The sequence below is a fragment of the Nocardioides sp. genome, assembly GCF_029937575.1.
GTDB lineage: Bacteria > Actinomycetota > Actinomycetes > Propionibacteriales > Nocardioidaceae > Nocardioides.
In genome coordinates this window covers 17,479-41,958 of record NZ_JAPYPS010000008.1, presented here as the reverse complement: position 1 = coordinate 41,958, position 24,480 = coordinate 17,479, and the positions used below count along the sequence as shown (strand labels likewise).

The following is a 24,480-nucleotide window of genomic DNA, read 5'->3' as shown; positions in this document are numbered from 1 at the left end:
GGACCGCCATGACACTCACCCACCATCTCCAGGGAGATCCCATGCGAGCAACTCGCCTTCTCGTCGCCCTTCTCGCCTTCGCACTGGTGGGGCTGCTGCCTGCCACCGCTGCGACCGCCGCGCCGGTCGCCGACGCCACGTCGGCCAACGCGGGGTCGAGCCCGATGGCAGCCCCGGTGTCGGCGCGCGGAGCCAAGAAGCTCACCGCCAAGATCGTCAAGCGCAAGAGCGGCAAGCTCATCCTGACCGGTGTGATCCGCCCGAAGAAGGGCCCGGTCGTCATCCAGAAGGCGACCAACTGCAACGCCAAGAAGGGCACCTGCAACTTCAAGAAGTTCGGCAAGTCCAAGATCAACAAGAAGGGCCGCTACACCAAGCGCGTCTACGCGCCCCGCAACGGTGCCTGGGCCTGGCGGGCCAAGAAGAAGGGGACCGTCAGCGAGGTCTGGGTCACCTGCGTGAAGAAGCCCGGCGACAGGTGCCCGCTTCCCTGACTTGATCGGCACGAGGGCCCCCACCGCGATGCGCCTGTTCGGCTTTTAGTGTGGTTTTGGGCGCGCCTTGTCCGGCCCTCCCGGTAACCTTGACCCTTCGGTCAGGGCCCGGGAGGGCCGGTTCGCGTTCGGAGGGGGTCGCTGGTGGTTGCCGCCCGCGACCTCGAGGACGGCACTGCCGGTGGGACCGGCGCCGGCACGCTGTCTGCGGAGACGTCCCGCCAGGAGGACAACTGACCGACGCAGCAGCACCGCAGTGCCCGGACCCGTCACACGCGGGGAGCCGGGTGCGCCGCCGTGGGCTCAGGGCCTCCGCGGCCGGCACACGGCAGCGGTTCGAGTGCCTGCCCGAGACCGGAAAGCGGCACTTCTTCACCACCCCGGCCGCCGGAGCGGTCGAGGCTGGACGCTCACCGAGGCAGCGGTGCCCTGACCCGTGGCACGCCGACGCCCGGGTCCAGGGACGAGGCACGCGCACGACGAAGGCGGGCACCTGGCGGCGGTTCCGGTGCACCCGGCCCGACGGCAGCTCGCACTTCTTCCAGGTGCTCGCCTCGGCGGCCGGCACCCAGCTCACCTCGCTCGACCGCCCGCCGGGGTGCCCCGAGCACGCGGTCTCGAAGGTGACCCGGCAGGGCGTGTACGGCCGCGGCGCCACGAAGCGGCAGCGCTACCGCTGTGTCCCCGCCGACGGCACGGCGCCACACACCTTCACCCCGCCACTGGCACGGGAGGCCGTCGAGGTCGGTGTCGAGAGCTGCACGACTTGCGACGAACTGCTCTCCCCGCACCGCGGCGCGCTCACCGGCGCCCGGCACACCCCGTGGACGCTCGCGTTGTACGCCCGGGCGCTGAACGAGCTCTCGATGGGCGCCAGCTACGCGGCGGTGTCGCTGATGATGCGCGAGTACCGCGACCGAGCCAGCCGCCACCTGCTCGAGCACCATGGCGGCGGCGCGCTGCTCGACGGGCAGGCGACCGGGGCCGCGCAGTCGTACACCGCCGCGCAGGGCAAGTCCGCCTGGCACCTCGCCGCCGACCTGGTGGAGCAGTACGCACCGCTGCTGTGGCGCCCCGTCGAGCAGCAGATGCGCGACCGCGACCGGCAGCAGCGCGCCGCGAACGACCAGCAGCTCGCCGCTGCACCGAACGCCGCGCTCGCCACCCCCATCACCTGGCTGCTCGACGAGCAGCCGGTCATTTTGTCCGGCCGTCGCCGGCGCGGCCAGCAGCGGCGCCTTGAGCGGAACCAGTGGAGCTTGCTGGTGGTCGTCGAGGTCCGCTGGCACCCGGCCGAGGACCCGATGAGCTACCCGCGTCGGGAGTACCGGCTCCGGCTGGCGCGCGCCTACCCGCGCGCGAACGAACAGGCGTGGCGGCTGGTGCTGGACGAGCTCGGCGAACGCCCGGACTTCATCGTCGCCGACAACGCCGAAGCCATCAGCAACGCGGTGACGAAGCAGTACGGCGCAGGGGTCGTCGGACTGGTCCCGAGCCTGTTCCACATCCAGCGCAACCTCCGCGACGCACTGAGGAAGCTGCCAGGGGCGACCACCAAGCTCGAGGGGCGCACCGTGCTGGTCCCCGAACTGGCCAAGCACCTCGACGTGCTCGCTCGCGACGAGCTGCTCAACCTCGGCCCCGCCGACTGGACACGGTGGTGGGACGACCTCATCGGAGCCGTCGCCACGCTGCCGGCGCCCGTGACCGGAGTGCTGGAGCAGCGCCGCATCTACGAACCCCGGGTCGCGGCCGCGCTGCCCATCCTGGCCCGACAGCCGCAGCTGCCGGCGTCCAACGCCGCGGTCGAGAACCGGATCCGGCACGCGCTTGAGCCGTTCCTGGACAACCGCAAGCAGCTGTACCGCAACCTCGCCCGGACGAACTTCCTGCTCGATCTCGCGGTCGCCCGGGCCCAGGGCGCGTTCACCGACCTCGACGAGGTCACCCGGCTGCTGCGCGAAGACAACGAGGCCGCCGGCGGGTGGGCACCCGCCCCGCGCACCCTCGCCGACGCTCAACCGCCACCGCGCGCCGAGGGTGAGCCGCCACCGGTGTACTCCTCGCTGTTGAACCCGCTGCTGGTCGCCGCGCTCGCCGAGCAGCGGCTCACCCAACCACCCGTTCGGCAGCAGGACGGGCAGCAGAGCGGAGGGCGACCGTGACGCTCACCGACGCCGGCTTCGAGCTGTTCCAGCACCTCACCGCCCGCACCTTCCTCGTGCTCGACACCGAGTACACCCGCGACCCCGACGGGGATGGCGACCGCATCATCTCCCTGGCCATCACCCCGGTTGTCGGCGGGAAACGGGTTCGCGACGGCGAGCTGTACGTCGAGATGAACCCCGGCGTGCCCGTTGACCCCCGCTCCACCGCGGTGCACGGCTTCACCACCGAGGCCGTGGCCCGCAAGCGCCGCTTCGGCTACTACGCGCCCGCGGTGCTCGACGCCCTCACCGTCCCCGACGCGGTGCTGGTCTGCCACACCGGCAGCGACATCCGGGTGCTGCGCCGCGAGTTGGAGCGGCTCGACGAGGCGAGGGCAACCGGGGACGCGACGGTGCCCGTCGGCCTCGAGCAGCTGCCCGAGCTGCCCATCATCGACACCAGCACCCTGCCGCGACTGCTCCGGCTGCCCGGCGTCGGTCAGCGCGGCGTCGTCAGCCTCGCCACCTTGTGCCAGCTCGTCGGGGTCGCCAACGCCGAGGCGCACCACGCCCGCGCGGACGCCCGCGCCACCGCCGACGCCCTGGTCAAGCTGCTCCTTCACGCCGCCGGGGCGTTCGCCTACGACAGCCTCGAGGCGCTGCTCGAAGATCACGCCCGGGGCACTACCCACGACCCGAAGCTTCCTGGCTACATCCGCAGCCGCCGCGAAGCGCCCGTCGTCCCGACCGAGCACCTGGTCCGCCACGACTCCCCGCTCACCCACGCGGGCACTCCGGCCGAGCAGCAGGCGTGGTTGGAGCTGGCCGTGGAGTGCGTGCGGCTGCGCTGCCCGCACCTGCGCACCGAAGCCACCCTCGCCGCCCAGGAGAACGGCGCCGCGCTGTTCGACCCACTCGTCGCGCTGCTGGCCACCGTCACCGAGCCCGGCCAGGCAGGCACCCTGCTCGGCGCCGTCGCCGCACTCATCACCGCCTCCAGCCCTGGTGCCGACCCGCCCGCGGCCGCGCCCGCGCTCGCGCACACCCGGGCGCTGCGCTGGTGGGCCAAGCAGCGGCCCCAGGTCGAAGCCTCCACCCCGTGCGAGCCGTCCGGGTCTCGCTCCTGCCCCGACTGCTGGGAAGGTCACGGTTGCCCCCGCGACACGCTGTACCAGCCGGTGACCCGGATCGCGGTGCTCGGCGAGCAGGGCAGGCTCACCAAGACCGGCATCCGAGACCGCCTCTTCGGCAAGCGCGAGGACCGTCGCATCAACCGCTGGTCACCGACCCACCCGCGCGAGACCGCGTACATGGCTTGGATGGTGTTCACCTTCACCGTCGAGGAGGACCGGGTCCTCGCCGCGAACGACTACCTCGCCGTCGCGATGAGCAAGGGGCTCCACCTGCTCGAGCCGCGCCTGGCCCGAGTCGCGTGCCAGTCGATCGCGGAGACCCGCGGGCTGACCGCAGCGAAGGAGGTCGCGGGGACGGTGCTCGCCGGCCGCACGACCGACCCGGCCTACGATGAGCTCGAACTGTGGATGACCTGGCACGAGCAGGCCGCGGTCGCCACCGCCCGGGCCCAGCAGCCGCGCACCATCACCCACCGGCGCCTCGCCCGCCCCGAAGGGCGCGTGAACCCGAACCCCTACCTGCCGCGCTGATGGACGAACCACTCGGACATCCCAGCCGGCGTTGAAGCGCGCGCCCGTTCTCCCACCGCGATGAAAGCAATGTTCAGCGCACGCTGTACTATTCAGCACATGCTGACCACTGCTAGCCGTCTTGACGTGATGAACAGGTTGGGTCGGGCGATGGCCGACCCCACGCGCTCCCGCCTACTCATGGCCCTTCTGGAGGGCCCCGCCTACCCCGGCGACCTCGCCCGCGACCTAGACCTGACCCGGTCCAACGTGTCGAACCACCTCGCGTGCCTGCGCGACTGCGGCATCGTCGTAGCCGAACCCGAAGGCCGACACACGCGCTACGCCGTCGCTGACCCGCACCTCACCCGGGCTCTCACTGCGCTCATCGACGTCACCCTGGCCGTCGACGAGAGCGCACCCTGCATCGACCAGCAATGTGTCCTGCCCGGGTGTGGCACCCAAGGGGCCGGCGCCTGATGCTGACCTCCGCAGCGCAGGCCATCGGCCTGTTCATCGCCACCAACATCGACGACATCATCGTGCTGTCGCTGTTCTTCGCCCGAGGAGCTGGACGGCCCGGAACCACGTCGCGCATCCTGGCTGGGCAGTACCTGGGGTTCGCCGGCATCCTCGCCGCGGCAGTGCTCGTGTCGCTCGGCGCCGGAGCCTTCCTGCCCGAGGCCGCGATCCCCTACTTCGGCCTCATCCCGCTGGTCCTCGGCCTCTGGGCTGCATGGCAGGCATGGCGCGATGATGATGATGATGATGACGACGACGCCAAAGTCGCCGGCAAGGCCGTCGCAGTGTGGACCGTCGCCGCCGTCACCTTCGCCAACGGCGGCGACAACATCGGCGTCTACGTCCCCGTCTTCTTGAACGTGGGCCCCGCCGCGACAGCCGCCTACTGCGTCGTCTTCCTCGTCCTCGTCGCCGCCTTGGTGGTCGCAGCCAGGTTCGTCGCCACCCGACCAGGAATCGACGAAGTCCTCGAACGCTGGGAGCACATCCTGTTCCCGGTCGTCCTCATCGGCCTGGGCCTGGTCATCCTCTACAGCGGCGGAGCCTTCGGGCTCTGATGCTTCGCCTGGCCAGCGGTCGAGCACGTGCAGGTAGCGCGGGCCTAGTCGCCGTCACCCTCGACAAGAGAACGCTCCACCGCGCGCCGGTCACGCTCGAGTAGCGCTCGCCGACACGCCGCCCGACCGCTACCTGCCCCCGAGCTCCGCCCATCGCGTGCAGGCTGGAGCCATCGGCTCGGAGGCGCAGACGTGAAAGCGCCCCCCGGTCCGATCGGACCGGGGGGCGCTTCGATGCGCCATAGGCGCGCCGTGAACCCACACTAAAAGCCGAACAGGCGCGATGCGGTGGGGGCCTTCGTCGCGGTCGGACGTCCGGTCGTGTCAGACGACGGTCCAGGTGTCGGTGCCGTTGATGAGGGTGCTGAGTCGGTCGGTGGGCGTGCCGGGTGCTGCGTCCATCGAGGAGCTGATCTGGGCGCGGGCCTGGTCGTCGTACGTCGGGCGCTCGACCTGGCGGAAGATGCCGATGGGTGAGGTGTTGAGGTAGCCCGAGTCGGTGAGCCTGGAGATCGCGAACGCGACGGAGGGGTCGGGGTTGTGGGCGTCGTGGACGATGAGCTGGTCGAGCGCTGCCTGGTGGTCGCCGTGGTCGCCGTGGAGGTCGGCGAGGTCGACGGCCTTGACGCCACCGGTGCTGGGGTCGCGGATGACGCCCTTGGTGGGGTTGCCGTCGGCGTCGGGGACGCCGTAGGTCACGGGCTGGCCGTGGACCAGGGGGATGAGGGCGTTCTCCTTGGTGTCGCGGTCCTTGATCGCGTCGAAGGCGCCGTCGTTGAAGATGGGGCAGTTCTGGTAGATCTCGACCAGGGACGTGCCGCGGTGGGCGGCGGCTGCGGCGAGCACGGCGGTGAGGTGCTTGCGGTCGGAGTCGATGGTGCGGGCCACGAAGGAGGCCTCGGCGCCCAGGGCCAGCGAGACGGGGTTGAAGGGGTGGTCCAGCGATCCCATCGGGGTCGACTTGGTGATCTTGCCGGCCTCGGAGGTGGGGGAGTACTGACCCTTGGTCAGGCCGTAGATGCGGTTGTTGAACAGCAGGATCGTCATGTTGACGTTGCGGCGCAGCGCGTGGATCAGGTGGTTGCCGCCGATCGAGAGCGCGTCGCCGTCGCCGGTGACGACCCAGACGTTGAGGTCCTCGCGCGCGGTGGCGATGCCGGTGGCGATCGAGGGGGCACGTCCGTGGATGGAGTGCATCCCGTAGGTGTCGAGGTAGTAGGGGAACCGGCTGGAGCAGCCGATGCCGGAGACGAAGACGATGTTCTCGCGGCGCAGGCCCAGGCCCGGGAGGAACGACTGGACGGCCTTGAGGACGGCGTAGTCGCCGCACCCGGGGCACCAGCGGACCTCTTGGTCGGAGGTGAACTCCTTGCCGGTCTGGGCGGGTGCGTCGGGGTCGAGGGTGGGGACGGACTCGGTGCCCGAACGAAGTCCGGGCACACCGAGATCGGTGCTGGTGCTCATCGGGGAGCCTCCTCGTGGTCGGCGGGGGCAGTGGTGGGGTGGGAGAACACGGCAGGGTCCAGGTCGATGCCCTCGGCCTCGGCGACCAGGGTGCCGACGGCCTCGGCGAGGTCGGCCGCCTTGATGGGCATGCCGTTGACCTGGTTGAACCCGACGGCGTCGACGAGGTAGGTGCCGCGCAGGAGCAGGGCCAGCTGGCCGAGGTTCATCTCGGGCACCATCACCTTGTCGTAGCGGGCCAGGATCTCTGCGAGGTCCTTCGGGAACGGGTTCAGGTGACGCAGGTGCGTCTGCGCGACGTGGTAGCCGGCGCGGCGTACCCGTCGGCACGCGGCACCGATCGGGCCGTACGTCGAGCCCCAGCCCAGCACCAGCACCTTCGCCTCACCGGAGGGGTCGTCGACCTCGAGCGGTGGCAACGAGTCGGCGATCCGGGCGACCTTCGCGGCACGGGTGCGGACCATGAAGTCGTGGTTGGCGGGGTCGTAGGAGATGTTGCCGTGGCCCTCGCCCTTCTCGAGGCCGCCGATGCGGTGCTCGAGGCCGGCGGTGCCGGGGATGGCCCACGGGCGGGCGAGGGTGTCCTCGTCGCGCAGGTAGGGCCAGAACTCGGCATCGTCTCCGTCACCGTGGTTGGTGGTGGTGGCGAAGGCGGGGTCGATGACGGGCAGGTCGGCGACGTCGGGGATCTTCCACGGTTCGGAGCCGTTGGCGAGGTAGCCGTCGCTCAGCAGCATCACGGGGGTGCGGTACGTGACCGCGATCCGGGCGGCCTCGATCGCGGCGGTGAAGCAGTCGCCGGGTGACTGCGGGGCCACGATCGGCACGGGAGCCTCGCCGTTGCGGCCGAACATCGCCTGGAGCAGGTCGGCCTGCTCGGTCTTGGTCGGCAGGCCCGTGGACGGCCCGCCGCGCTGGACGTCGATGACGAGCAGCGGGAGCTCGGTCATCACTGCCAGGCCGATGGCCTCGGACTTCAACGCGATCCCGGGACCACTGGTGGTCGTCACCCCCAGCGAGCCGGCGAAGGAGGCCCCGATCGCGGCACCCACACCGGCGATCTCGTCCTCGGCCTGCAGCGTGGTCACCCCGAACGACTTGTGCTTGGACAGCTCGTGGAGGATGTCGGAGGCCGGGGTGATCGGGTAGGACCCCAAGAACACCGGGAGCCCGGACTGGACCCCGGCGGCCACGAGGCCGTAGGACAGGGCGAGGTTGCCGGTGATGTTGCGGTAGGTCCCGGCGGTCATCTCGGCGGGCTTGATCTCGTACTGGACCGCGAACGCCTCGGTCGTCTCGCCGAAGTTCCAGCCGGTCTTGAACGCGGTGATGTTGGCGTCCCTGATGTCGGGCACCTTCGCGAACCGCTTCGACAAGAACGCCTCGGTGCCCTCGGTCGGGCGCCCGTACATCCACGAGAGCAGACCCAACGCGAACATGTTCTTCGCCCGAGCCGCGTCCTTCCGGGACAGCCCGTACTCCTTGACGGCCTCGACCGTCATCCCGGTCAGGTCGACGGTGTGGACGTTGAAGTCGGCCATCGGGTGACCCGGAGCAGCATCACCCAACGAGTCCAACGGGTTGGCGGTGTAGCCGGCCTTCTCGAGGTTGCGCTTGGTGAAGTCGTGGGTGTCCACGATCACCGTCGCACCCTTGGGCAGGTCAGCCAGGTTGGCCCGCAGCGCGGCCGGGTTCATCGCCACCAGGACGTCGGGGGCATCCCCGGCGGTCAGGATGTCGTGGTCGGCGAAGTGCACCTGGAACGACGACACCCCCGCCATCGTCCCGGCAGGCGCCCGGATCTCGGCCGGGAAGTTCGGCAGCGTCATCAGGTCGTTGCCGAACACCGCCGACTCCGAGGTGAACCGGTCACCGGTGAGCTGCATCCCGTCACCGGAGTCACCCGCGAACCGGATGATCACCCGATCGAGCTGCTTGACCTGCTTGGACACCTGTCCCACCTTCAATTCCACTGTTGCTGCCGGGCGGATCGCGCCGCGGCCAGACCGAAACTAGAACATGTTCTGGACACCTGTCCAGAAGCCGGCTCCGGCGCTGACCACGATAGACGGCCGACAATGCCGGGCCGGGCCGTCCTGCCTGGTGGAAGGCTGCGCCCGCGTGACGTGTGCCACAGCGTGGCCCTGCCGCGCGGCCGGGTCGTGTGCCCGCGCCCGGTCCAGGGACAGCCGTGAGGCACACGACCCTCACGGGCGACCCGGATCGGTCAGCGGTAGTTGGTGAACTGCACCGCGAACTCGTAGTCCTGACCCTTGACCAGGGCGATGATCGCCTGCAGGTCGTCGCGCTTCTTCGATGACACCCGCAGCTCGTCGCCCTGGATCTGGGCCTTGACGCCTTTGGGGCCCTCGTCGCGGATCAGCTTGGAGATCTTCTTGGCGTCCTCGGAGCTGATCCCCTCCTTGAGGGCGATCCCGATCTTCGACTGCTGCCCGGACTGCCGCGGCTCGGAGGCGTCGAGGACCTTGAGGCTGACGTCGCGCTTGATCAGCTTGCCCTTGAAGACGTCGAGCACGGCGGTGGCCCGGTCGTCGGCGGAGGCGCTGATCTCGATCGCCTCGTCGCCCTGCCACTCGATGGTCGCGCCGGTGCCCTTGAAGTCGAAACGGGTCGCGATCTCGCGGGCTGTCTGCCCGAGAGCGTTGTCGACCTCCTGGCGGTCGATCTTGCTCACGATGTCGAAGGACGAGTCGCCCATGGGTGTGTGCTCCTGTACGTCGGCCGGGTCGGGCCCAGCGATTGTCGGATCGGGTGCTGCCTGCGCTATTGTTTCGCCTCGTTGCCGCACGGCCAAAGCCATGCTCAGCAGTGCGGACGACACCCTGGCAGGTTGCCCGAGCGGCCAAAGGGAGCTGACTGTAAATCAGCCGGCACAGCCTACGCTGGTTCGAATCCAGCACCTGCCACTGAAGCCGCGTGACCGCGATCCGGTCCGCGGCTTCGACCATTTGCGGCCCTCGGTTCGGGCGCCCGCACCCGAACCCGCTGACCTCGACGGCGCTCGCCGCGGCCGCTGCCCGAGCTGGGTCGCCACGACGGCCTCAGACCGGCTGGAGGTAGAAGACCGGGATCAGTCGGGTGGTGCGCTCCTCGTACTTCGCGAAGTTGGGCCAGGTGCGCAGCATCACCTGCCACAGGGCGGCTCGCTCGTCGCCCTCCACCTCGCGCCAGGAGACGCGCCGCTCGGCACCGTCGACCGAGATGGTCGCGGTGTCGCAGGCCCGCAGGTTGCCGACCCACAGCGGCACGTCGGGACCGCCGAAGTAGGAGCCGGCGATCAGCCAGCCGCCGTCGTGCGGCACGCACAGCAGGGGCGTGGTGCGCGGGACACCACTCTTGCGACCAGGCACCGTCAGCGCGAGGTTGGGCAGGCCGGCGATGTCGAGGACGGTGACCTTGCCGCCGGTCACCCGCTGCAGACGGGTGTCGACCCAGACCACCTGGGGGAGGAGCTTCGGCATCCAGGAGAGCGCGCCGATGCGTACGGCGAGCGGTGTGAGCAGACCCATGACGTGAGGGTAGGGCAGCCCCGACACCCCTCGTGGGTGGTCGGCGCGACCGGCCAGCAGACGTCTGATGGCTGCGCCCGGGTCGCCCGGACCTCGACCGCTGTTCATCCGTCGGGGCGAGCATCGCCGCATGCTGTGGGTGGTGATTCCCGCGCTGGACGAGGCCGACAACCTCGCCGCGCTGATACCTCGGGTCCTGGCCGAGGTGTCGACGTACGCGCCCGGCGGTCGGGTGCTCGTCGTCGACGACGGCTCCAGTGACGACACCGCCAAGGTCGTGGCCGAGCTGATGGCCGAGCACCCGGCGGTCGCCTACGAGTCGATGGGCCACAACCAGGGCAAGGCGCCGGCGCTGCGACGCGGCTTCGACCGGGCGCTCGACGAGGGCGCCGAGACCGTCGTGATGATGGACGCCGACGGCCAGGACGACCCCTGCGAGCTCGAACGCCTGCTGCGCCGCCTCGAGGCTGGGGCCGACCTGGTCACCGGTGCCCGCCTCACCCGACGCGACCGCTTCGTCAAGCGCACCACCTCACGTCTGTACAACCGCGTGACCGGGGTCCTCTCGGGCGCTCCCGGTCGCGACTTCAACTCGGGCTTCAAGGCGATGCGCGCCGACGTGGCCCGCGCCGTCTCCCCGATGCTGTACGGCGAGATGCACCGCTACCTCACGGTGGTCGCCCACGCCCTGGGGTACGCCGTCGCCGAGGTGCCGGTCGAGCACCACCCGAGGATGTCGGGAGTCAGCAAGTACGGCCTGGCCCGCTTCTGGCGCGGCTTCTCCGACCTGGTCACCATCCGCTTCCTGCTGAGCTACGAGAACCGTCCCTCCCACCTGTTCGGGGGCGTCGGCGCGCTCACGTTCCTGCTGGGCACGGTGATCCTCGGCTACCTCACCGTGGTCAAGCTGACCGGCGAGCCGATCGGCGACCGACCGCTCCTCATCGCGGGCGTCCTGATGGTGATGGTCGGCCTCCAGCTGAGCCTCTTCGGTCTGCTGGCCGAGCTGGTGGTGCACGCTCGCAACCGGACGGCGACCACCGAGCGACGGACATGACGAGCGCGGTCACCGGACCGGCGCGACCCGAGGTCGCCGCCGCCCCTGCGCCGGTCACGTCCTGGCCCCGGACGGCGGTGCCCGCGCCGCCGCGCAGCCTCGTGGTCGTCGCCGCAGTCGCCCTGGCCGCGGGTGTCGCGATCGCCGTGGTCGGCGCGTGGCGCACGGGAGTCTCGTGGGACGAGACGTACCACGTCGTTCGGATGCGCAACTACCTCGAGCACGGGTGGTACCTGCTCGACCAGGACCTCGACGGCTCCGCCCCCGGCGCCTGGGTCGACCAGCGCTACGTCTACGCCCCGGCCACGATGGGGCTGCTGCACGCGTGGTCGATGCTGTGGGGCGTCGACGGTGCGGGCACCGTCGAAGCGACCGACCAGGCCTACGCCGTACGTCACCTCGGCGTCGTGCTCATCTCCTTCGTCGGGGTCGTCGCCACTGCCGTGGTCGTGCGGCTGCTGCTGGGCTCGTGGGCCTGGGCACTGGTCTGTGCCGGGGTGCTCGTCGCGGTGCCGACCTGGACCGGGCACGCGATGTTCAACATCAAGGACGTCCCCGTCGCGACCGGCTACACGCTGGTCACGCTGGGGCTGGTCGTCGTGCTGCGCGCGCATCGTCGGGAGGGGTGGGTGGTGGCCGGCGTCGCCACCACCGTCGCCGGCCTGGTCCTCGCGATCGGGACCCGCCCCGGCATCTGGCCGGGTCTCGCCCTGGCTGGGGGTGTCGTCGTGCTCGTGCTGGTGCTGGGTCGTGAGTGGCGCCGCGCCGCGGCCCTGCTCGCCGCTCCCGTGCTGGCGCTGGGCATCCTGACCCTCGTCTACCCGGCGGCGTTCTCCACGCCGGTGACGGCCCTGGTCGAGGGCGCGCTGTCCTCGGCGAACTACGACGGCAAGCAGGGAGCCTGGTACTACCTGCCGCTCTTCCTGGTCATCGAGCTGCCAACCCTGATGCTGGTCCTCGGCGGCGCCGGCGCCGTGATCGTCGTACGGCGCCTGGCGCGGTCCGCGAAGCGCCCTGGGCGTGAGCTGTCCCACGAGGCCGCCTGGCTGGTGGTGCTGCTCCAGGCCTTCGCCCTGCCGGCGATCGCGGTGCTGCGCGAGTCCAACCTCTACACGGGGCTGCGTCAGCTGCTGTTCGCCGCTCCTGCGTTGGCGGTGCTCGTCACGGTCGCGCTGGCCGCGCTCGTGCGTTGGCGCGTGGACGCGACAGCGAGCGCGAAGGCGCCGTGGCGGCGAGGCCTCGTCCCCACGCTCGGCGGCGCGGCGATCGTCGTACCCCTGCTCGTCCAGGTGCAGCTGTTCCCCTACTCCTACGCGTTCAGCAGCGTCCCGGCCGCCGTCGTCAGCCCGATCGCAGCCGCCCAGGACCGCGACCTCGAGGTGCAGACCGACTACTGGCGCACCAGTGTCCGGGAGCTCGCTCCGTCAGTGCCGCGCGCCGGCTTCGTGACGTGCACCCCGCAGATCGACGACGACGAACGGTTCCTGCCGCGCTCCTCGGAGAGCCGCGAGGACTGCTCGGTCGACCTGATCGGACCGCTGGCGCCGTACGACGCCCTGCGTCCCGTCGCTGCGGGGGACCCGGACCCCGCGCGCTTCGTGGCCGTCGACGCCGGGAGTGCGTTCGTCGGGAGCAACTGCGACGTGCTCGAGCAGGTGACGCGGCGCCTGTGGTGGCGCGAGGTGCCGATGTCGACGGTGGCGCGCTGCGACCTGGTCCTCGAGCCGTTGCCCGGCGACGGACGAGTCGCCTTCGCCGGCGACGGCTCCGGAGCCGCCTACCTGCGCGGCTCGTGGGCGATGAACCGTGCCCTGCCGGGCGCCGGCCTGGGGGCGGAGAGCGGAGAGATCGGCTTCGCCCTGCCCACTGACGCGACGTCCGGGCTCTCCCTCTCCCTCAGCGGCACCGGGCTCGCGGGTGCCTCCCTCGCCGCCAACGGCGCGCCCCTGACCGTGCTCGGTGACGACGTCTCCCTGCACGCCGAGATGTCGCCTGCGGTCGTCTCGCTCCTCGATGCTGGCCGCGTCGTGCTGACGCTCTCGACGCCCACGCCGGGCGCGCTGCGACTCACGGACCTACGCGTCGCACGGCTGTCGGAGGTCGCTCCATGAGCCTGTCCGTCAGGGTGAAGCGCGCCTACGTCGCCGTGGTCCGCGCCGTGCGCTCCGTGCTCGCGGCCACGGGCGTGCTGGGTGCGCTCGACAGGTGGGCAGGACGCTCCCGGACCGGCCTGTGGGTGCGCTCCTGGTTCGCCGTGCACGACCTCGACGATCTCGTCGCCCTCGACACACCCTGGTGGACCTTCGCCGCCGCCGACGAGGTCGAGGCCTTCCTCGCCGACCGCGTGGACGCCCGCGTTTTCGAGTGGGGCTCGGGCGCCTCGACCGTCTGGTTGAGCACCCGTGCCGCGTCGGTGACCAGCGTCGAGCACGACGCCGCCTGGGCCCAGCAGCTGGTGCCGGTGCTGCCCGGCAACGCCACCCTCATCCTCGTCGAGCCACGCCCCTGCGAGTCCCCGGCGACGGCCTCGTCCAAGGCGGGCTTCGCCGGCCTGGACTTCTCCGACTACGTCGCTGCTCTCGACGAGGTCGCGGGCGACTTCGACGTCATCGTCGTCGACGGCCGAGCCCGCGAGGCGTGCCTGGCCCGTGCGCTCTGCCGGCTGCGTCCAGGTGGGCTGGTCGTCGTCGACAACGTCGAGCGGGGTCGGTACCGCGCGGCGATCGGCTCCCTGCCGTCGGGCCCGGACGGCGTGAGCGTGCGCTGGACCCGGGGTCGGACCCCGGCGCTGCCCTACCCCACCCGGACCGCCCTGGTCTCCCGTCCGGTCGACGAGTGATGGCGGACCCGACGCGACGGAGCCGGTGGGTGCGGGCAGCTCGCTGGCTGTTCCTGGGTGTGGTGCTGGCGGGTGCCCTGCTGGCCTTCCGAGGCCACGGAGACGAGATCGTCTCGGCCATCGGCTCGACGTCGGTGGCCTCGGTGGGCGGCGCCTCCGCCCTGGTCCTGGCGGGTCTGGGGCTGACCTCGGTCGCCTGGCTGGCGCTGCTGCGCGGCTTCGGTCATCGGCTGCCGGGAGGGATCGGTCGTTCGGTCTTCTTCGTCGGCCAGCTGGGCAAGTACGTGCCTGGCGGCGTGTGGTCGATCGGCGCCCACGCCCACCTGGCCCGCGACCACGGCGTACCCGTCCGGGTGACGGCCTCCACCTCGCTCACGTTCCTGGGACTCAACCTGGCCACGGCCGCCGCCGTGGTCGGTGTCGTGGCCTGCGCCGGCGTCGACGTCGGTCCACTCACGCGGACCACTGGGGCGGTCCTCTGCCTGGCGGCGCTGGTCTCGCTGGTGCCCGCCGTGGTCAACCGCCTGGCCGGCCTGGTGGCGGGCGTCCAGCTGGGGCTGCGCTGGCTCGACGTCGTGGGACTCGTCGCCCTGATGGCGCTGACCTGGGCGAGCTATGCCGGCGCTGTCGTGGTGCTCTCGCCGGAACCGACCTGGTCGGTGCTGCCCGCGGCTGCGGCGGCATTCGCCACGGCGTACGCCGTCGGGGTCGCGATCGTCGTGGCTCCCGCGGGGGTGGGGCCGCGCGAGGTCACCCTCGTGGCCCTGCTCAGCCCGATGCTCGGCGTCGGAGCCGCGGGCGCCGTCGCGGTCCTGGTGCGGGTGCTGCACACCGGCGCCGACCTGCTGCTCGCCCTGGTCGCCTGGGCGGCGGCGAGCAGAGTCCCGAGTCCTGCAGGTCGGCCACCGGCCCAGAACTCGTCAGCCGTCGTTCACGAGAGCGTCGCCGGGGATCCCTAGCCTCCGCGTGTGCTTGTGCGCGGATTCGTCGGGAGTGTGCTGGTCCTCGTGGGGGGTCTCGGTGTCTCCGTGCTGCCCGACTCGACCCCCTTGATGCAGCCCGACCTCCTCCCGCGAGTCCACGGGTCCGAGGTCGGACGGATGGTCTCGCTCGGCATCGTGATGCTGGGCCTGGGCCTGGTCGCCTCGCAGTGGCTGAGCCTGTGCCGCCACGTCGCCCACGCCGCCGACCTGCACAGCGAGGACCGCGAGGACGCGGTCGCCCTCGTGCGCCACGCAACCCTCGTCTGGGCGGCGCCGCTCGTGCTGGCGCCCCCGCTGTTCTCCCGCGACGGCTGGTCGTACGCGGCGCAGGGGATGCTCGCCAAGGCCGGCATCTCGCCGTACGAGCACGGTCCCTCGGTCCTCAGCGGTCCGATCGTGGAAGCCGTCGACCCACGCTGGATGGAGACCGTGACGCCGTACGGCCCGATCCCGGTGTCGATCGGATCCTTCGGCGCCGAGCTCACCGGCAACCCGTGGGTCCTGGTGATCGGCCATCGGATGCTGGCGTTGACCGGGCTCGTCCTGCTCGCCTGGGCCGTGCCCCGGCTGGCCAGGTGGAGCGGGCTGAACCCCGCCCTGGCCGCCGCGGTCGTCCTCGCCTCGCCGCTGATGCTGGCCAACGGCGTCGGTGGGCTGCACAACGACCTGCTCATGGTCGGCCTGATGGCCGCCGCCCTCGTCGTGGCCCAGGAGCACGGCTGGTTCGCGGGGGCGCTGCTCGGCGGCGCGGCCGCAGCGGTCAAGGCGCCGGGAGGACTGGTCTGCATCGGGATCGTGCTGCTGTCGCTGCCCGCGGCGGCCACGCTCCTCGATCGCGTACGACGACTCGGCGCCGTCGCCGCCACGTCCGGAGGTCTGCTCCTCGGGCTGGGCGTGGTCACCGGCCTGGGAGTGGGGTGGGTGCGCGCCCTCGGCGTACCGGGCACGGTCAACACGCCGCTGTCCATGCCGACGCTCGTCGGCGGCGCCCTGGACTGGCTGACCCGGGTCCTCGGGGTCGGTCTCGACAACGCCACCTTCCTCGACCTGGTCCGGCAGCTCGCCACCGTGGCCGCTCTCGGGCTGGCCACGGCCGTGGCCCTGCGGTGGCGCACCGGCTCCGCCGTCGACGCCGTGCGCGCCGTCGCGCTGGTGATGGGGGCCCTGGTGCTCCTCAGCCCGGTGGTGCACCTGTGGTACTTCCTCTGGGTGGTGCCGTTCCTGGCGGTGATCCGCCTGCCGCGCACCGCGATGGCCGCGCTGCTCGGCTGGTCCCTGGTCTTCGGCCTGGCGGCGCCGCTGGACTCGTCCCTGCACGGCGCCTACCTGGCCATCGTGCTCGGCTCGCTGCTGCTGGCGGTGCTCGTGCCGCTGCTCCTCCTGACCCGCGCCTCCCGCGCGCGCATCGACCGGATCGTGTCGGCGGAGTGGATCCCCGCGCAGGACGAGCCGGCCCTGGTCGCGCGGCGTCGCTGACGCGAGAGTCATCCGGGCAGGCGCGGAGGCTCAGGAGACGGCTTCGACCGCCAGGCCGGCGTGCAGGTCGAGCATCCGGCCCACCGTGGTGCGCCACGGGAACTCCTCGGCGCGAGCGCGCGCGGCCGCCCGACGCCGTCCCGCCGGCCGAGCGGCCACGCGGAGCACGGCGTCGGCGAGCGAGCCGGCCTCGGCGCGACCCCAGTCACCGGATGCGGCGTCGACCAGCTCCCTGGCACCGCCACGATCGGCCGTCACGACAGGGGTGCCGCTGGCCAACGACTCCAGGACCGCGAGTCCGAAGGTCTCGCCCGGGCAGACCGAGAGGGCCACGTCGGCGGCCCCGAGACGGGCGCTGAGCTCGGCGCGGTCGGCAACGTGGCCGGCGAAGCGCACCGGCCCGGACCCGGCCAGCGCGACCAGCTCGTCACGGTGCGGCCCGTCGCCGTACACGGTCAGCTCGACGGGTACGCCGCGGCGGTGCAGCTCGAGAGCAGTGGCCACCGCGAGGTGGGGCGACTTCTCCCGGGAGAGCCTCCCGGCGTGCACGAGCCGCAGGGTCGGTGAAGGCTGCCAGCTGCGTGGGTGGAAGGTCTCCAGGTCGACCCCGAGGGGGATCCGGACGACGTCGCAGCCGGCCGAGGCGGCCACGGCAGCGAACTCCGCCTGGGCGTAGCGCGAGGTCACCACGACCTGGTCGACGCTGCGCACCAGGAGCCGGTTGAGGATCGCGATCGAGGCCTTCGAGGTGGTGTCGAGCCCCGTCCGCATCGCCAGCATGTCGTCCATCCGCTCGTGGGAGAGCAACGTGGTGAGGACTCCGCGCCGCCGGGCCCACCGGGCGACCGGCAGCAGGGTCGTCTTGTCGCTCATCTCCACGCACGTGGGGTCGAAGTCCTCCAGGACGTCGACGACGCGCCACGGCTCGACGATCAGTCGGTAGCCGGCACCACCCACGCGCGGCGCGCGGACCTGGACCACGTCGCCGTACGGCGTGCTGGTCGTGGCATCGACGGGGCCGGGCACCACGAGCAGTCGCCGGGCACCGGCCTCGACGTAGCCGCGACCCAGGGCTTCGACGGCGAAGCGCATGCCTCCCGAGGCCGGGCCGATGAAGTTGGCGATTTGGGCGATCCGCACGCCGTCACGCTTGCGCGGGTCGATGAACGGGCGGCGGGTTCGACATGACGAGGAAGCGGCGCCTTGGCGCCGGTGGTGGAGGTCGCCGGGCTCGCCGAGCGGGCGCCGTGGCTACCCCTGGCTACCCCTGGCTACCCCTGGCATCCTCGTGCGCATGGCCGCAGCTCACGCCCTGACCCGTGACCAGGCCTGCCGGATCGCGGTGCTGGGTGCCCTGCTGGCCGACGAGCGTCCCGACGACCTGTACGACGCCGCCCGCCGGCTCACGATGCTGCCGCTCGACCGGACGAAGGCGGTGGCACCGGCCGCCGACCTGGTCCTGTGGTCCCGGCTCGGTGCGGACCACCGCCGAGGCGACCTGGACGACGCGGTCGCGGCCCAACGGATCGTGGAGGTCGGCGGCGCGCTGCGCCCGGTCGAGGACGCGACGCTCTACCGCGCGGAGATGGCCGCCTGGCCGACGCCGGGCGCGTGGAAGGACTGGCACCACCAGCTCAGCGAGTGGATGGAGGCCAACGAGGGCGCACGGCGCGACGTGCTCGAGCAGCTGCGCCAGGAGGGCCCGCTCCCGGTGAGTGCGCTGCCCGACACGTGCGAGCGCCCCTGGCGCTCCTCGGGGTGGAACAACGGCAAGAACGTCCGGATGCTCGTCGCCCAGCTGGTGCAGCGCGGCGAGGTGGCAGTCGCCGGGCGCGACGACGGCGAGCGGTCCTACGACCTCGCCGAGCGCGTCTACCTCGACGAGCCGGTCCCAGCGCTGGCGCAGGCCCTGGTGGAGAACGACCGCCGTCGGCTGCGGGCCTTCGGGCTGGCTCGCTCCGGCGACGTCTACCAGCAGGGCGAGCCGGTGGGCGGCGGAGAGGCCGGCGAGCCGGCTGTCGTGGAGGGGGTGCGGGGGCGCTGGCGCGTCGACCCCGACGTCCTGGCCGCGGCCCTGGACTCGGCGGACCTCTTCGACGACCCGGCCGCCCGGCGCACCTCCCTGCTGGCACCCTTCGACGTCCTCCTGCACGACCGCAAGCGGATGACCGACCTGCTGGACTTCGACTACGCCCTGGAGATGTTCAAGCCGAAGGCCAAGCGCCGGTGGGGCTACTACGCCCTACCGGTGCTGCACGGCCACCGGCTGGTCGGCAAGGTCGACGCGACCGCGGACCACGAGGCCGGGGAGCTCCTCGTGCACGCCGTGCACGAGGACGAGCCGTTCACCGCTGCGGTCCGCGAGGGCGTCGAGGCACGCCTCGCCGACCTGGCGTCCTGGCTCGGCGTCGTCGCCGTGGACTCGCCGCACTGACTGGGCGCTGTCGGTCACCGTGCGGGCGAGATCGTGCCGCGGACCTCGCCCAGGGTGATCCTGCCGCCACCGACGCCCGGCGCCGAGTAGCGCAGCACGACGGTCGAGCCGTCGTCGAGGAACCGCTCCCCGCCGTACAGCTCGAGCAGGGAGCCGACCTGGTCGGGCTCGGTGCCACTGATGGTGCCGGACCCGAAGAGGTCGCCGGGGCGCAGCGAAGCGCCGTTGACCGTGAGGTGGGCGAGCATCTGGGCCGGGCCCCAGTAGGTCGAGGAGTACGGCGGTCTGCTGACCACCTGCCCGTCGATCTCGATCTCCACCGCGAGGTCGAGGCCGCGCGCCGTGCCCGGGGCGAGGTACTCGGCCGGGCGGGGGTCCTGGTCCGGGAGGGCGCACCACGCCGCGTCGAGAGCGTCGAGGGGCGTGACCCAGTGCGAGATCGAGGTCGCGAACGACTTGCCGAGGAAGGGTCCGAGCGGCACGTACTCCCACGCCTGCAGGTCGCGCGCGGACCAGTCGTTGAGGCCGACGACCCCGAAGACGTGCTCGGCGAGGTCTGCTGCCCGGACCGGGGTGCCGAGGGTCGAGCCGGCGCCGACGACGAAGCCCAGCTCGGCCTCGAGGTCGAGTCGTCGAGTCGGTCCCACGTCCCCGGGACCGCGCTGGCCGCTGGGCCGCACGACGGGAGTGTCGGATGCGACGACGGTGCCGGCGCGCCCGTGGTAGCCCACCGGCAGGTGCTTCCAGTTGGGCAGCAGGGCGTCCCCGTCCGGCCGGAACAGGCGTCCTACGTTGGTCGCGTGCTGCTCGGAGGCGTAGAAGTCGACGTAGTCGGCGACCGCGAGGGGCAGGTGCAGGTCGACGTCCGCGAGCGGGACGGTCTCGGCCCCGTCCTGGATCAGCGCCCGTGCCTCGTCCCGGACCTCGCGCCAGGTCGCCCGTCCACGCGCGAGGAAGGCGTTGAGCGAGGGCTCGGCGAGCTCGGGCCGGCCGGTCTCGAAGGCGAGGTCCAGCACCCCGTCGCCGTAGCGGACACCGACCGCCGGGGCGCCGCCGCCGACCGAGAACACGCCGTACGGCAGGTGGTCGAGGCCGAAGCCGCTCATCGCGACCCCAGGTGGTCGAGCTGCTCGAGGTGGTCGAGAGCAGCGTCGACGTCGGGGGTGGCCCAGCTGCGTACCCACCGCCGGGCCGCGGTGAGGTCGTCCTCGTCCCCCCAGAGCCGGGCGGCCGTGCGCAGCGCGGCGACGGCCTGCCCGGGCGTCCCGCCGACGAGCGACACGGGGGTCTCGCGGTCCATCGCGGCGTCGATCCAGGACTCGGGATCGAGCTGGCCGTCGAGGGGGAGCGTGACCATCCACTCGGCTGCGGCGATCTCGTCGAGCGCCGCCAGCCACGACGGCGTCAGCTCTCCCGCCACCCGCACGTGCACGACGGTGTCCTCGATCAGGTCGCCGGCCGCGAGTGCGACGTCGAAGGCAGCGAGGAACCGCCGTACGTTGCCGGCCGGGTCGCCGAGGTCGCGCACCGTCAGGTCGAGGGAGCTCACCTCGACGCCGTGCTTGCGGCAGTAGGCCGCGGCGCCGGCGATCTGCCCCGCACCGCCGGTCACCACCAGCCGCACGTCGCCGGCGTAGCGGCCGAGACCGGGAAGGTCCTCGTCGCGCACCAGCCGGTCCCCGCGCGCCGGGGAGGCCCGTCGGTCGGCGTCCGCAGCGAGGGGGCTGGCGTCGTCGACGAAGCGCTTCCACATGTCCGGCGTGACCATGGGGCTAGCCTGCCAGGCATGGCGTACTACCGACGGCTCGGCACGGTGCCGCCGAAGCGGCACACCCAGCATCGCGACCCCGCGGGCAACCTCTACTACGAGGAGCTGATGGGGGAGGAGGGCTTCTCCTCCGACTCGTCGCTGCTCTACCACCGCGGCGTGCCGTCGGCGATCACGGCCTCGGCCGTGTGGGAGCTGCCGGACCAGGTGCGCGTGCCCAACCACCCGCTCAAGCCGCGACACCTCAAGCTCCACGAGCTCGCGACCGGCACCGACCCCGTGCTCGACCGCCGCGTCGTGCTGGGCAACGGCGACGTGCGGATCTCCTACGTCGTGACCTCGGGCTCCGACGAGGCAGCGAGCGACCCGTCGCCGCTCTACCGCAACGCGATCGGCGACGAGTGCGTGTACGTCGAGTCGGGCGAGGGCGTCGTCGAGACGGTCTTCGGGGTGCTCTCCTACCGCGCCGGTGACTACGTCGTGATCCCGCGCGCGACCACGCACCGCTGGGTGCCCCGGACGGTGTCACGGCTCTACGCGATCGAGGCCAACAGCCACATCGCCCCGCCGAAGCGCTACCTCTCGCGGTTCGGTCAGCTGCTCGAGCACGCGCCGTACTGCGAGCGCGACCTGCACGGCCCCGAGGACGTCCACCTGGCCGACGAGAGCGAGGGGAGCGAGCAGGGCGAGGAGGGCGTCGAGGTCCTGGTCAAGCACCGCGCCCAGGGCCAGGTCGTGGGCACCCGCCTCACCTACGCCACGCACCCCTTCGACGTGGTCGGCTGGGACGGCTGCCTCTACCCCTACACGCTCAACATCGAGGACTACATGCCGATCACCGGCAAGGTCCACCAGCCGCCGCCCGTGCACCAGGTCTTCGAGGGCCACCACTTCGTGATCTGCAACTTCCTGCCCCGCAAGGTCGACTACCACCCGCTGGCGATCCCGGTGCCCTACTACCACTCCAACGTCGACAGCGACGAGGTGATGTTCTACGTCGGTGGGGACTACGAGGCGCGCAAGGGCTCGGGCATCGGTCTCGGCTCGATCTCCTGGCACCCGGGCGGTCACGCCCACGGTCCGCAGCCGTCGGCGATCGAGGCCTCGCTCGGCGCCGAGGCGTTCGAGGAGTCCGCGGTGATGGTCGACACCTTCGCCCCGCTCGAGCTCGGTGAGGGCGGGTTGTCGTGCGAGGACCCGGCGTACGCCTGGACGTGGGCGCGCTCATGAAGCTGCCGCACTCACCGCTCGGACCCCTGCGCAGGGCGCCCGACGAGGACATCGACGAGTCCGACGTCACCGTGGCTGGCGAGGCTCATGCGGCAGCGGGGGCCACCGCCGTCGCGGTGGCGATGAAGCGTGCCGTGGAGCAGATGGGCCCCCTGCGGACGGCGCGCACGTTGCTCCGGCTCAACCAGGCGGACGGGTTCGACTGCCAAGGGTGCGCGTGGCCGGACCCCGAGCACCGACACACCGCGGAGTTCTGCGAGAACGGCGCCAAGGCGGTCACCGAGGAGGCCACGCTGCGCCGCGTCACGCCGGCGTTCTTCGCCGAGCACTCCCTGGCCGACCTGGAGGAGCGCACGGAGTACTGGCTCGGTCAGCAGGGCCGGATCACCGAGCCCATGGTGCGCCGCGCCGGCGCCACCCACTACGAGCCGATCTCCTGGGACGACGCCAACGCCTTGATGGCCGCGTCGTTGCAGGGGCTCGACAGTCCGGACGAGGCGGTCTTCTACACCTCCGGCAAGACCTCCAACGAGGCCGCCTTCGTCTACCAGCTCTTCGCCCGGGCCTACGGCACCAACAACCTGCCCGACTGCTCCAACATGTGCCACGAGTCCACCTCGGTCGCGCTCGCGGAGACGATCGGCATCGGCAAGGGGTCGGTCTCGCTGACCGACGTCGAGACCGCCGAGCTGGTCATCGTCGCCGGTCAGAACCCCGGCACCAACCATCCGCGGATGCTCAGCGCCTTGGAGAAGGCCAAGCGGGGCGGCGCGAGGATCATCTCGATCAACCCGCTTCGCGAGGCCGGCCTGGTCAACTTCCGCAACCCGCAGAAGGTGCGTGGCTGGGTGGGTCAGGGCACCGACCTCGCCGACCTGCACCTGCCGGTGCGGCTCAACGGCGACCTCGCGCTCTTCCAGGGCATCGCGGCCCACCTCGTCGCCCACGACGCGATCGACCGAGACTTCGTCGAGCAGCACACGGAGGGGGTCGAGGCCTGGCTCGCCCACGTCGCCGCGGTCGACTGGGCCGAGCTCGAGCGGGCAAGCGGCCTCACCCGGGCCCAGATCGAGGAGGCCGCCGAGCTGCTGCGCGCGTCCTCGGCCACGGTCTTCTGCTGGGCGATGGGCATCACCCAGCACCGCAACGCGGTGGCCACCATCAAGGAGATCGTCAACGTCGCCCTGCTCCAGGGCAACATCGGCAAGCCCGGTGCGGGGCTGTGCCCGGTGCGCGGGCACAGCAACGTCCAGGGCGACCGGACGATGGGCATCTGGGAGAAGTCGCCGCCGGAGTTCCTCGACGCCCTGCAGGCGGAGTTCGGCTTCGACCCGCCCCGGGAGCACGGCCTCGACGCCGTCGACGCCGTCCGCGCCCTGCGCGACGGCCGCGCCCGCTTCTTCCTCGGGATGGGCGGCAACTTCACCGCCGCGATCTCCGACACGCAGGTGACCGAGCAGGCGATGCGCAACGCCGACCTGACGGTCCACGTGTCCACCAAGCTCAACCGCTCCCACGTCGTGACCGGCCGCGAGGCGCTGATCCTGCCGGCACTGGGCCGCTCCGAGCGCGACCTCACAGGCGGCACCACACAGCGCGTCACCGTCGAGGACTCGATGTCGGCCGTGCACGCCTCCCACGGACCGCTCGCACCGGCATCGCGGCACCTGAGGTCCGAGGTCGACATCGTCTGCTCCCTCGCCCTGGCGACCCTCGGCGACCGCCACGCGATCCCGTGGGACGAGTTCCGCGACGACTACACGGCCATCCGCCACCGGATCGCGCGGGTGGTGCGCGGCTGCGAGTCGTACGACGAGCGCAGCCGGCGGCCGGGCGGGTTCGTCCTCCCGCACCCGCCGCGGGACTCGCGCACCTTCGAGACCGGCTCCGGGAAGGCCGTCTTCAGCGTGAGCCCGCTCGAGGTGCTCGAGGTGCCGGAGGGCCGGCTGCTCCTGCAGACGCTGCGCAGCCACGACCAGTTCAACACCACGATCTACGGCCTCGACGACCGCTACCGAGGCGTGAAGGGCGGTCGTCGGGTCGTCTTCGTGCACCCCGACGACCTGCGGCACCTCGACCTCGAGGAGGGCGCCCGGGTCGACATCGTCAGCGAGGCGGACGACGGCAGTGAGCGCACGGCGTACGACTTCGGGGTGGTGGGCTACGACCAGCCTGTGGGCTGCGCGGCTGCCTACTACCCCGAGACCAACCCGTTGATCCCGCTCGACGCGACCGCCGAGCACAGCAACACCCCGACGTCGAAGTCGGTCGTCGTGAGGCTGATGCCCCGCCCTGCATGAGGCCGCTGGGGATCGACCCATGTCACGATGTGGCAA

General features: G+C 71.8%; 20 protein-coding genes and 1 tRNA gene. 14 read left to right on the top strand and 7 right to left on the bottom strand.

Annotation, left to right across the window (positions count from 1 at the left end):
• Positions 1–41 precede the first annotated feature (41 nt).
• The 5 genes from Q1K33_RS04900 (at position 42) to Q1K33_RS04880 (ending at position 5,363) form a co-directional block, all read left to right on the top strand.
• Positions 42–494, top strand: a complete 453-nt coding sequence (locus Q1K33_RS04900) for a hypothetical protein (protein WP_300401238.1) — start codon at positions 42–44, stop codon at positions 492–494.
• Positions 495–781: 287 nt separating this feature from the next.
• Complete coding sequence (locus Q1K33_RS04895) at positions 782–2,659, top strand: hypothetical protein (RefSeq protein ID WP_300401236.1); 1,878 nt, start codon at positions 782–784, stop codon at positions 2,657–2,659.
• A complete protein-coding gene (locus tag Q1K33_RS04890) occupies positions 2,656–4,305 on the top strand; it encodes a 3'-5' exonuclease (RefSeq protein WP_300401234.1) in 1,650 nt (549 codons plus the stop codon). The genes Q1K33_RS04895 and Q1K33_RS04890 overlap by 4 nt, the downstream gene beginning before the upstream one ends.
• A 99-nt stretch (positions 4,306–4,404) precedes the next feature.
• Complete coding sequence (locus Q1K33_RS04885) at positions 4,405–4,764, top strand: metalloregulator ArsR/SmtB family transcription factor (RefSeq protein WP_068123217.1); 360 nt, start codon at positions 4,405–4,407, stop codon at positions 4,762–4,764.
• On the top strand, positions 4,761–5,363 hold the full coding sequence (locus Q1K33_RS04880) for a cadmium resistance transporter (RefSeq protein ID WP_300401383.1): 603 nt from the start codon (positions 4,761–4,763) through the stop codon (positions 5,361–5,363). Before Q1K33_RS04885 ends, Q1K33_RS04880 begins: the two co-directional genes overlap by 4 nt.
• Positions 5,364–5,687: 324 nt before the next feature.
• On the opposite strand, the gene Q1K33_RS04875 is transcribed toward Q1K33_RS04880, so the two are convergent.
• The 3 genes from Q1K33_RS04875 to Q1K33_RS04865 all read right to left on the bottom strand — a co-directional run bounded on the left by Q1K33_RS04875 (position 5,688) and on the right by Q1K33_RS04865 (position 9,546).
• Positions 5,688–6,827 (bottom strand): 2-oxoacid:ferredoxin oxidoreductase subunit beta, encoded by a 1,140-nt coding sequence (locus tag Q1K33_RS04875; protein ID WP_300401229.1) that lies wholly within the window; start codon positions 6,825–6,827, stop codon positions 5,688–5,690.
• A complete protein-coding gene (locus tag Q1K33_RS04870) occupies positions 6,824–8,779 on the bottom strand; it encodes a 2-oxoacid:acceptor oxidoreductase subunit alpha (protein ID WP_300401227.1) in 1,956 nt (651 codons plus the stop codon). The genes Q1K33_RS04875 and Q1K33_RS04870 overlap by 4 nt, the downstream gene beginning before the upstream one ends.
• 275 nt (positions 8,780–9,054) lie before the next feature.
• Complete coding sequence (locus Q1K33_RS04865) at positions 9,055–9,546, bottom strand: YajQ family cyclic di-GMP-binding protein (protein WP_300401225.1); 492 nt, start codon at positions 9,544–9,546, stop codon at positions 9,055–9,057.
• A gap of 126 nt (positions 9,547–9,672) precedes the next feature.
• Between Q1K33_RS04865 and Q1K33_RS04860 the strand changes: the two genes are divergently transcribed.
• Positions 9,673–9,754, top strand: a tRNA-Tyr gene (locus Q1K33_RS04860).
• Positions 9,755–9,889: 135 nt separating this feature from the next.
• On the opposite strand, the gene Q1K33_RS04855 is transcribed toward Q1K33_RS04860, so the two are convergent.
• Positions 9,890–10,357: a nitroreductase family deazaflavin-dependent oxidoreductase gene (locus tag Q1K33_RS04855; protein ID WP_300401223.1), complete on the bottom strand. Its 468-nt coding sequence runs from the start codon at positions 10,355–10,357 to the stop codon at positions 9,890–9,892.
• A gap of 130 nt (positions 10,358–10,487) precedes the next feature.
• On the opposite strand from Q1K33_RS04855, the gene Q1K33_RS04850 reads away from it, so the two are divergent.
• From Q1K33_RS04850 to mptB, 5 genes are read left to right on the top strand one after another with little or no spacing between them, the layout of a single operon-like run.
• On the top strand, positions 10,488–11,414 hold the full coding sequence (locus Q1K33_RS04850) for a glycosyltransferase family 2 protein (RefSeq protein WP_300401221.1): 927 nt from the start codon (positions 10,488–10,490) through the stop codon (positions 11,412–11,414).
• On the top strand, positions 11,411–13,525 hold the full coding sequence (locus Q1K33_RS04845; RefSeq protein ID WP_300401219.1) for a hypothetical protein: 2,115 nt from the start codon (positions 11,411–11,413) through the stop codon (positions 13,523–13,525). Before Q1K33_RS04850 ends, Q1K33_RS04845 begins: the two co-directional genes overlap by 4 nt.
• Positions 13,522–14,253 carry a class I SAM-dependent methyltransferase gene (locus Q1K33_RS04840; RefSeq protein ID WP_300401216.1) on the top strand — a complete coding sequence of 244 codons (732 nt, stop codon included), beginning with the start codon at positions 13,522–13,524 and terminating at the stop codon, positions 14,251–14,253. Before Q1K33_RS04845 ends, Q1K33_RS04840 begins: the two co-directional genes overlap by 4 nt.
• A 29-nt stretch (positions 14,254–14,282) precedes the next feature.
• Entirely contained in the window at positions 14,283–15,212 is a 930-nt protein-coding gene (locus Q1K33_RS04835; RefSeq protein WP_300401214.1) for a lysylphosphatidylglycerol synthase domain-containing protein, read from the top strand.
• Positions 15,213–15,221: 9 nt separating this feature from the next.
• Entirely contained in the window at positions 15,222–16,712 is a 1,491-nt protein-coding gene (mptB, locus tag Q1K33_RS04830; protein WP_300401212.1) for a polyprenol phosphomannose-dependent alpha 1,6 mannosyltransferase MptB, read from the top strand.
• A gap of 30 nt (positions 16,713–16,742) precedes the next feature.
• On the opposite strand, the gene Q1K33_RS04825 is transcribed toward mptB, so the two are convergent.
• A complete protein-coding gene (locus tag Q1K33_RS04825; RefSeq protein WP_300401210.1) occupies positions 16,743–17,852 on the bottom strand; it encodes a glycosyltransferase in 1,110 nt (369 codons plus the stop codon).
• 154 nt (positions 17,853–18,006) lie between these two features.
• Here Q1K33_RS04825 and Q1K33_RS04820 point away from each other — a divergent pair, with 154 nt between their 5' ends.
• The gene (locus tag Q1K33_RS04820) at positions 18,007–19,146 is read left to right on the top strand and encodes a crosslink repair DNA glycosylase YcaQ family protein (protein ID WP_300401208.1); all 1,140 of its coding nucleotides are present in this window, start codon (positions 18,007–18,009) and stop codon (positions 19,144–19,146) included.
• Positions 19,147–19,160: 14 nt separating this feature from the next.
• On the opposite strand, the gene Q1K33_RS04815 is transcribed toward Q1K33_RS04820, so the two are convergent.
• A complete protein-coding gene (locus Q1K33_RS04815; protein ID WP_300401206.1) occupies positions 19,161–20,252 on the bottom strand; it encodes a fumarylacetoacetate hydrolase family protein in 1,092 nt (363 codons plus the stop codon).
• Entirely contained in the window at positions 20,249–20,914 is a 666-nt protein-coding gene (locus Q1K33_RS04810; protein ID WP_300401204.1) for a hypothetical protein, read from the bottom strand. The genes Q1K33_RS04815 and Q1K33_RS04810 overlap by 4 nt, the downstream gene beginning before the upstream one ends.
• 18 nt (positions 20,915–20,932) lie before the next feature.
• Between Q1K33_RS04810 and Q1K33_RS04805 the strand changes: the two genes are divergently transcribed.
• Positions 20,933–22,144: a homogentisate 1,2-dioxygenase domain-containing protein gene (locus Q1K33_RS04805; RefSeq protein WP_300401202.1), complete on the top strand. Its 1,212-nt coding sequence runs from the start codon at positions 20,933–20,935 to the stop codon at positions 22,142–22,144.
• The gene (locus tag Q1K33_RS04800) at positions 22,141–24,444 is read left to right on the top strand and encodes an FdhF/YdeP family oxidoreductase (RefSeq protein ID WP_300401381.1); all 2,304 of its coding nucleotides are present in this window, start codon (positions 22,141–22,143) and stop codon (positions 24,442–24,444) included. The genes Q1K33_RS04805 and Q1K33_RS04800 overlap by 4 nt, the downstream gene beginning before the upstream one ends.
• Positions 24,445–24,480: the final 36 nt, after the last annotated feature.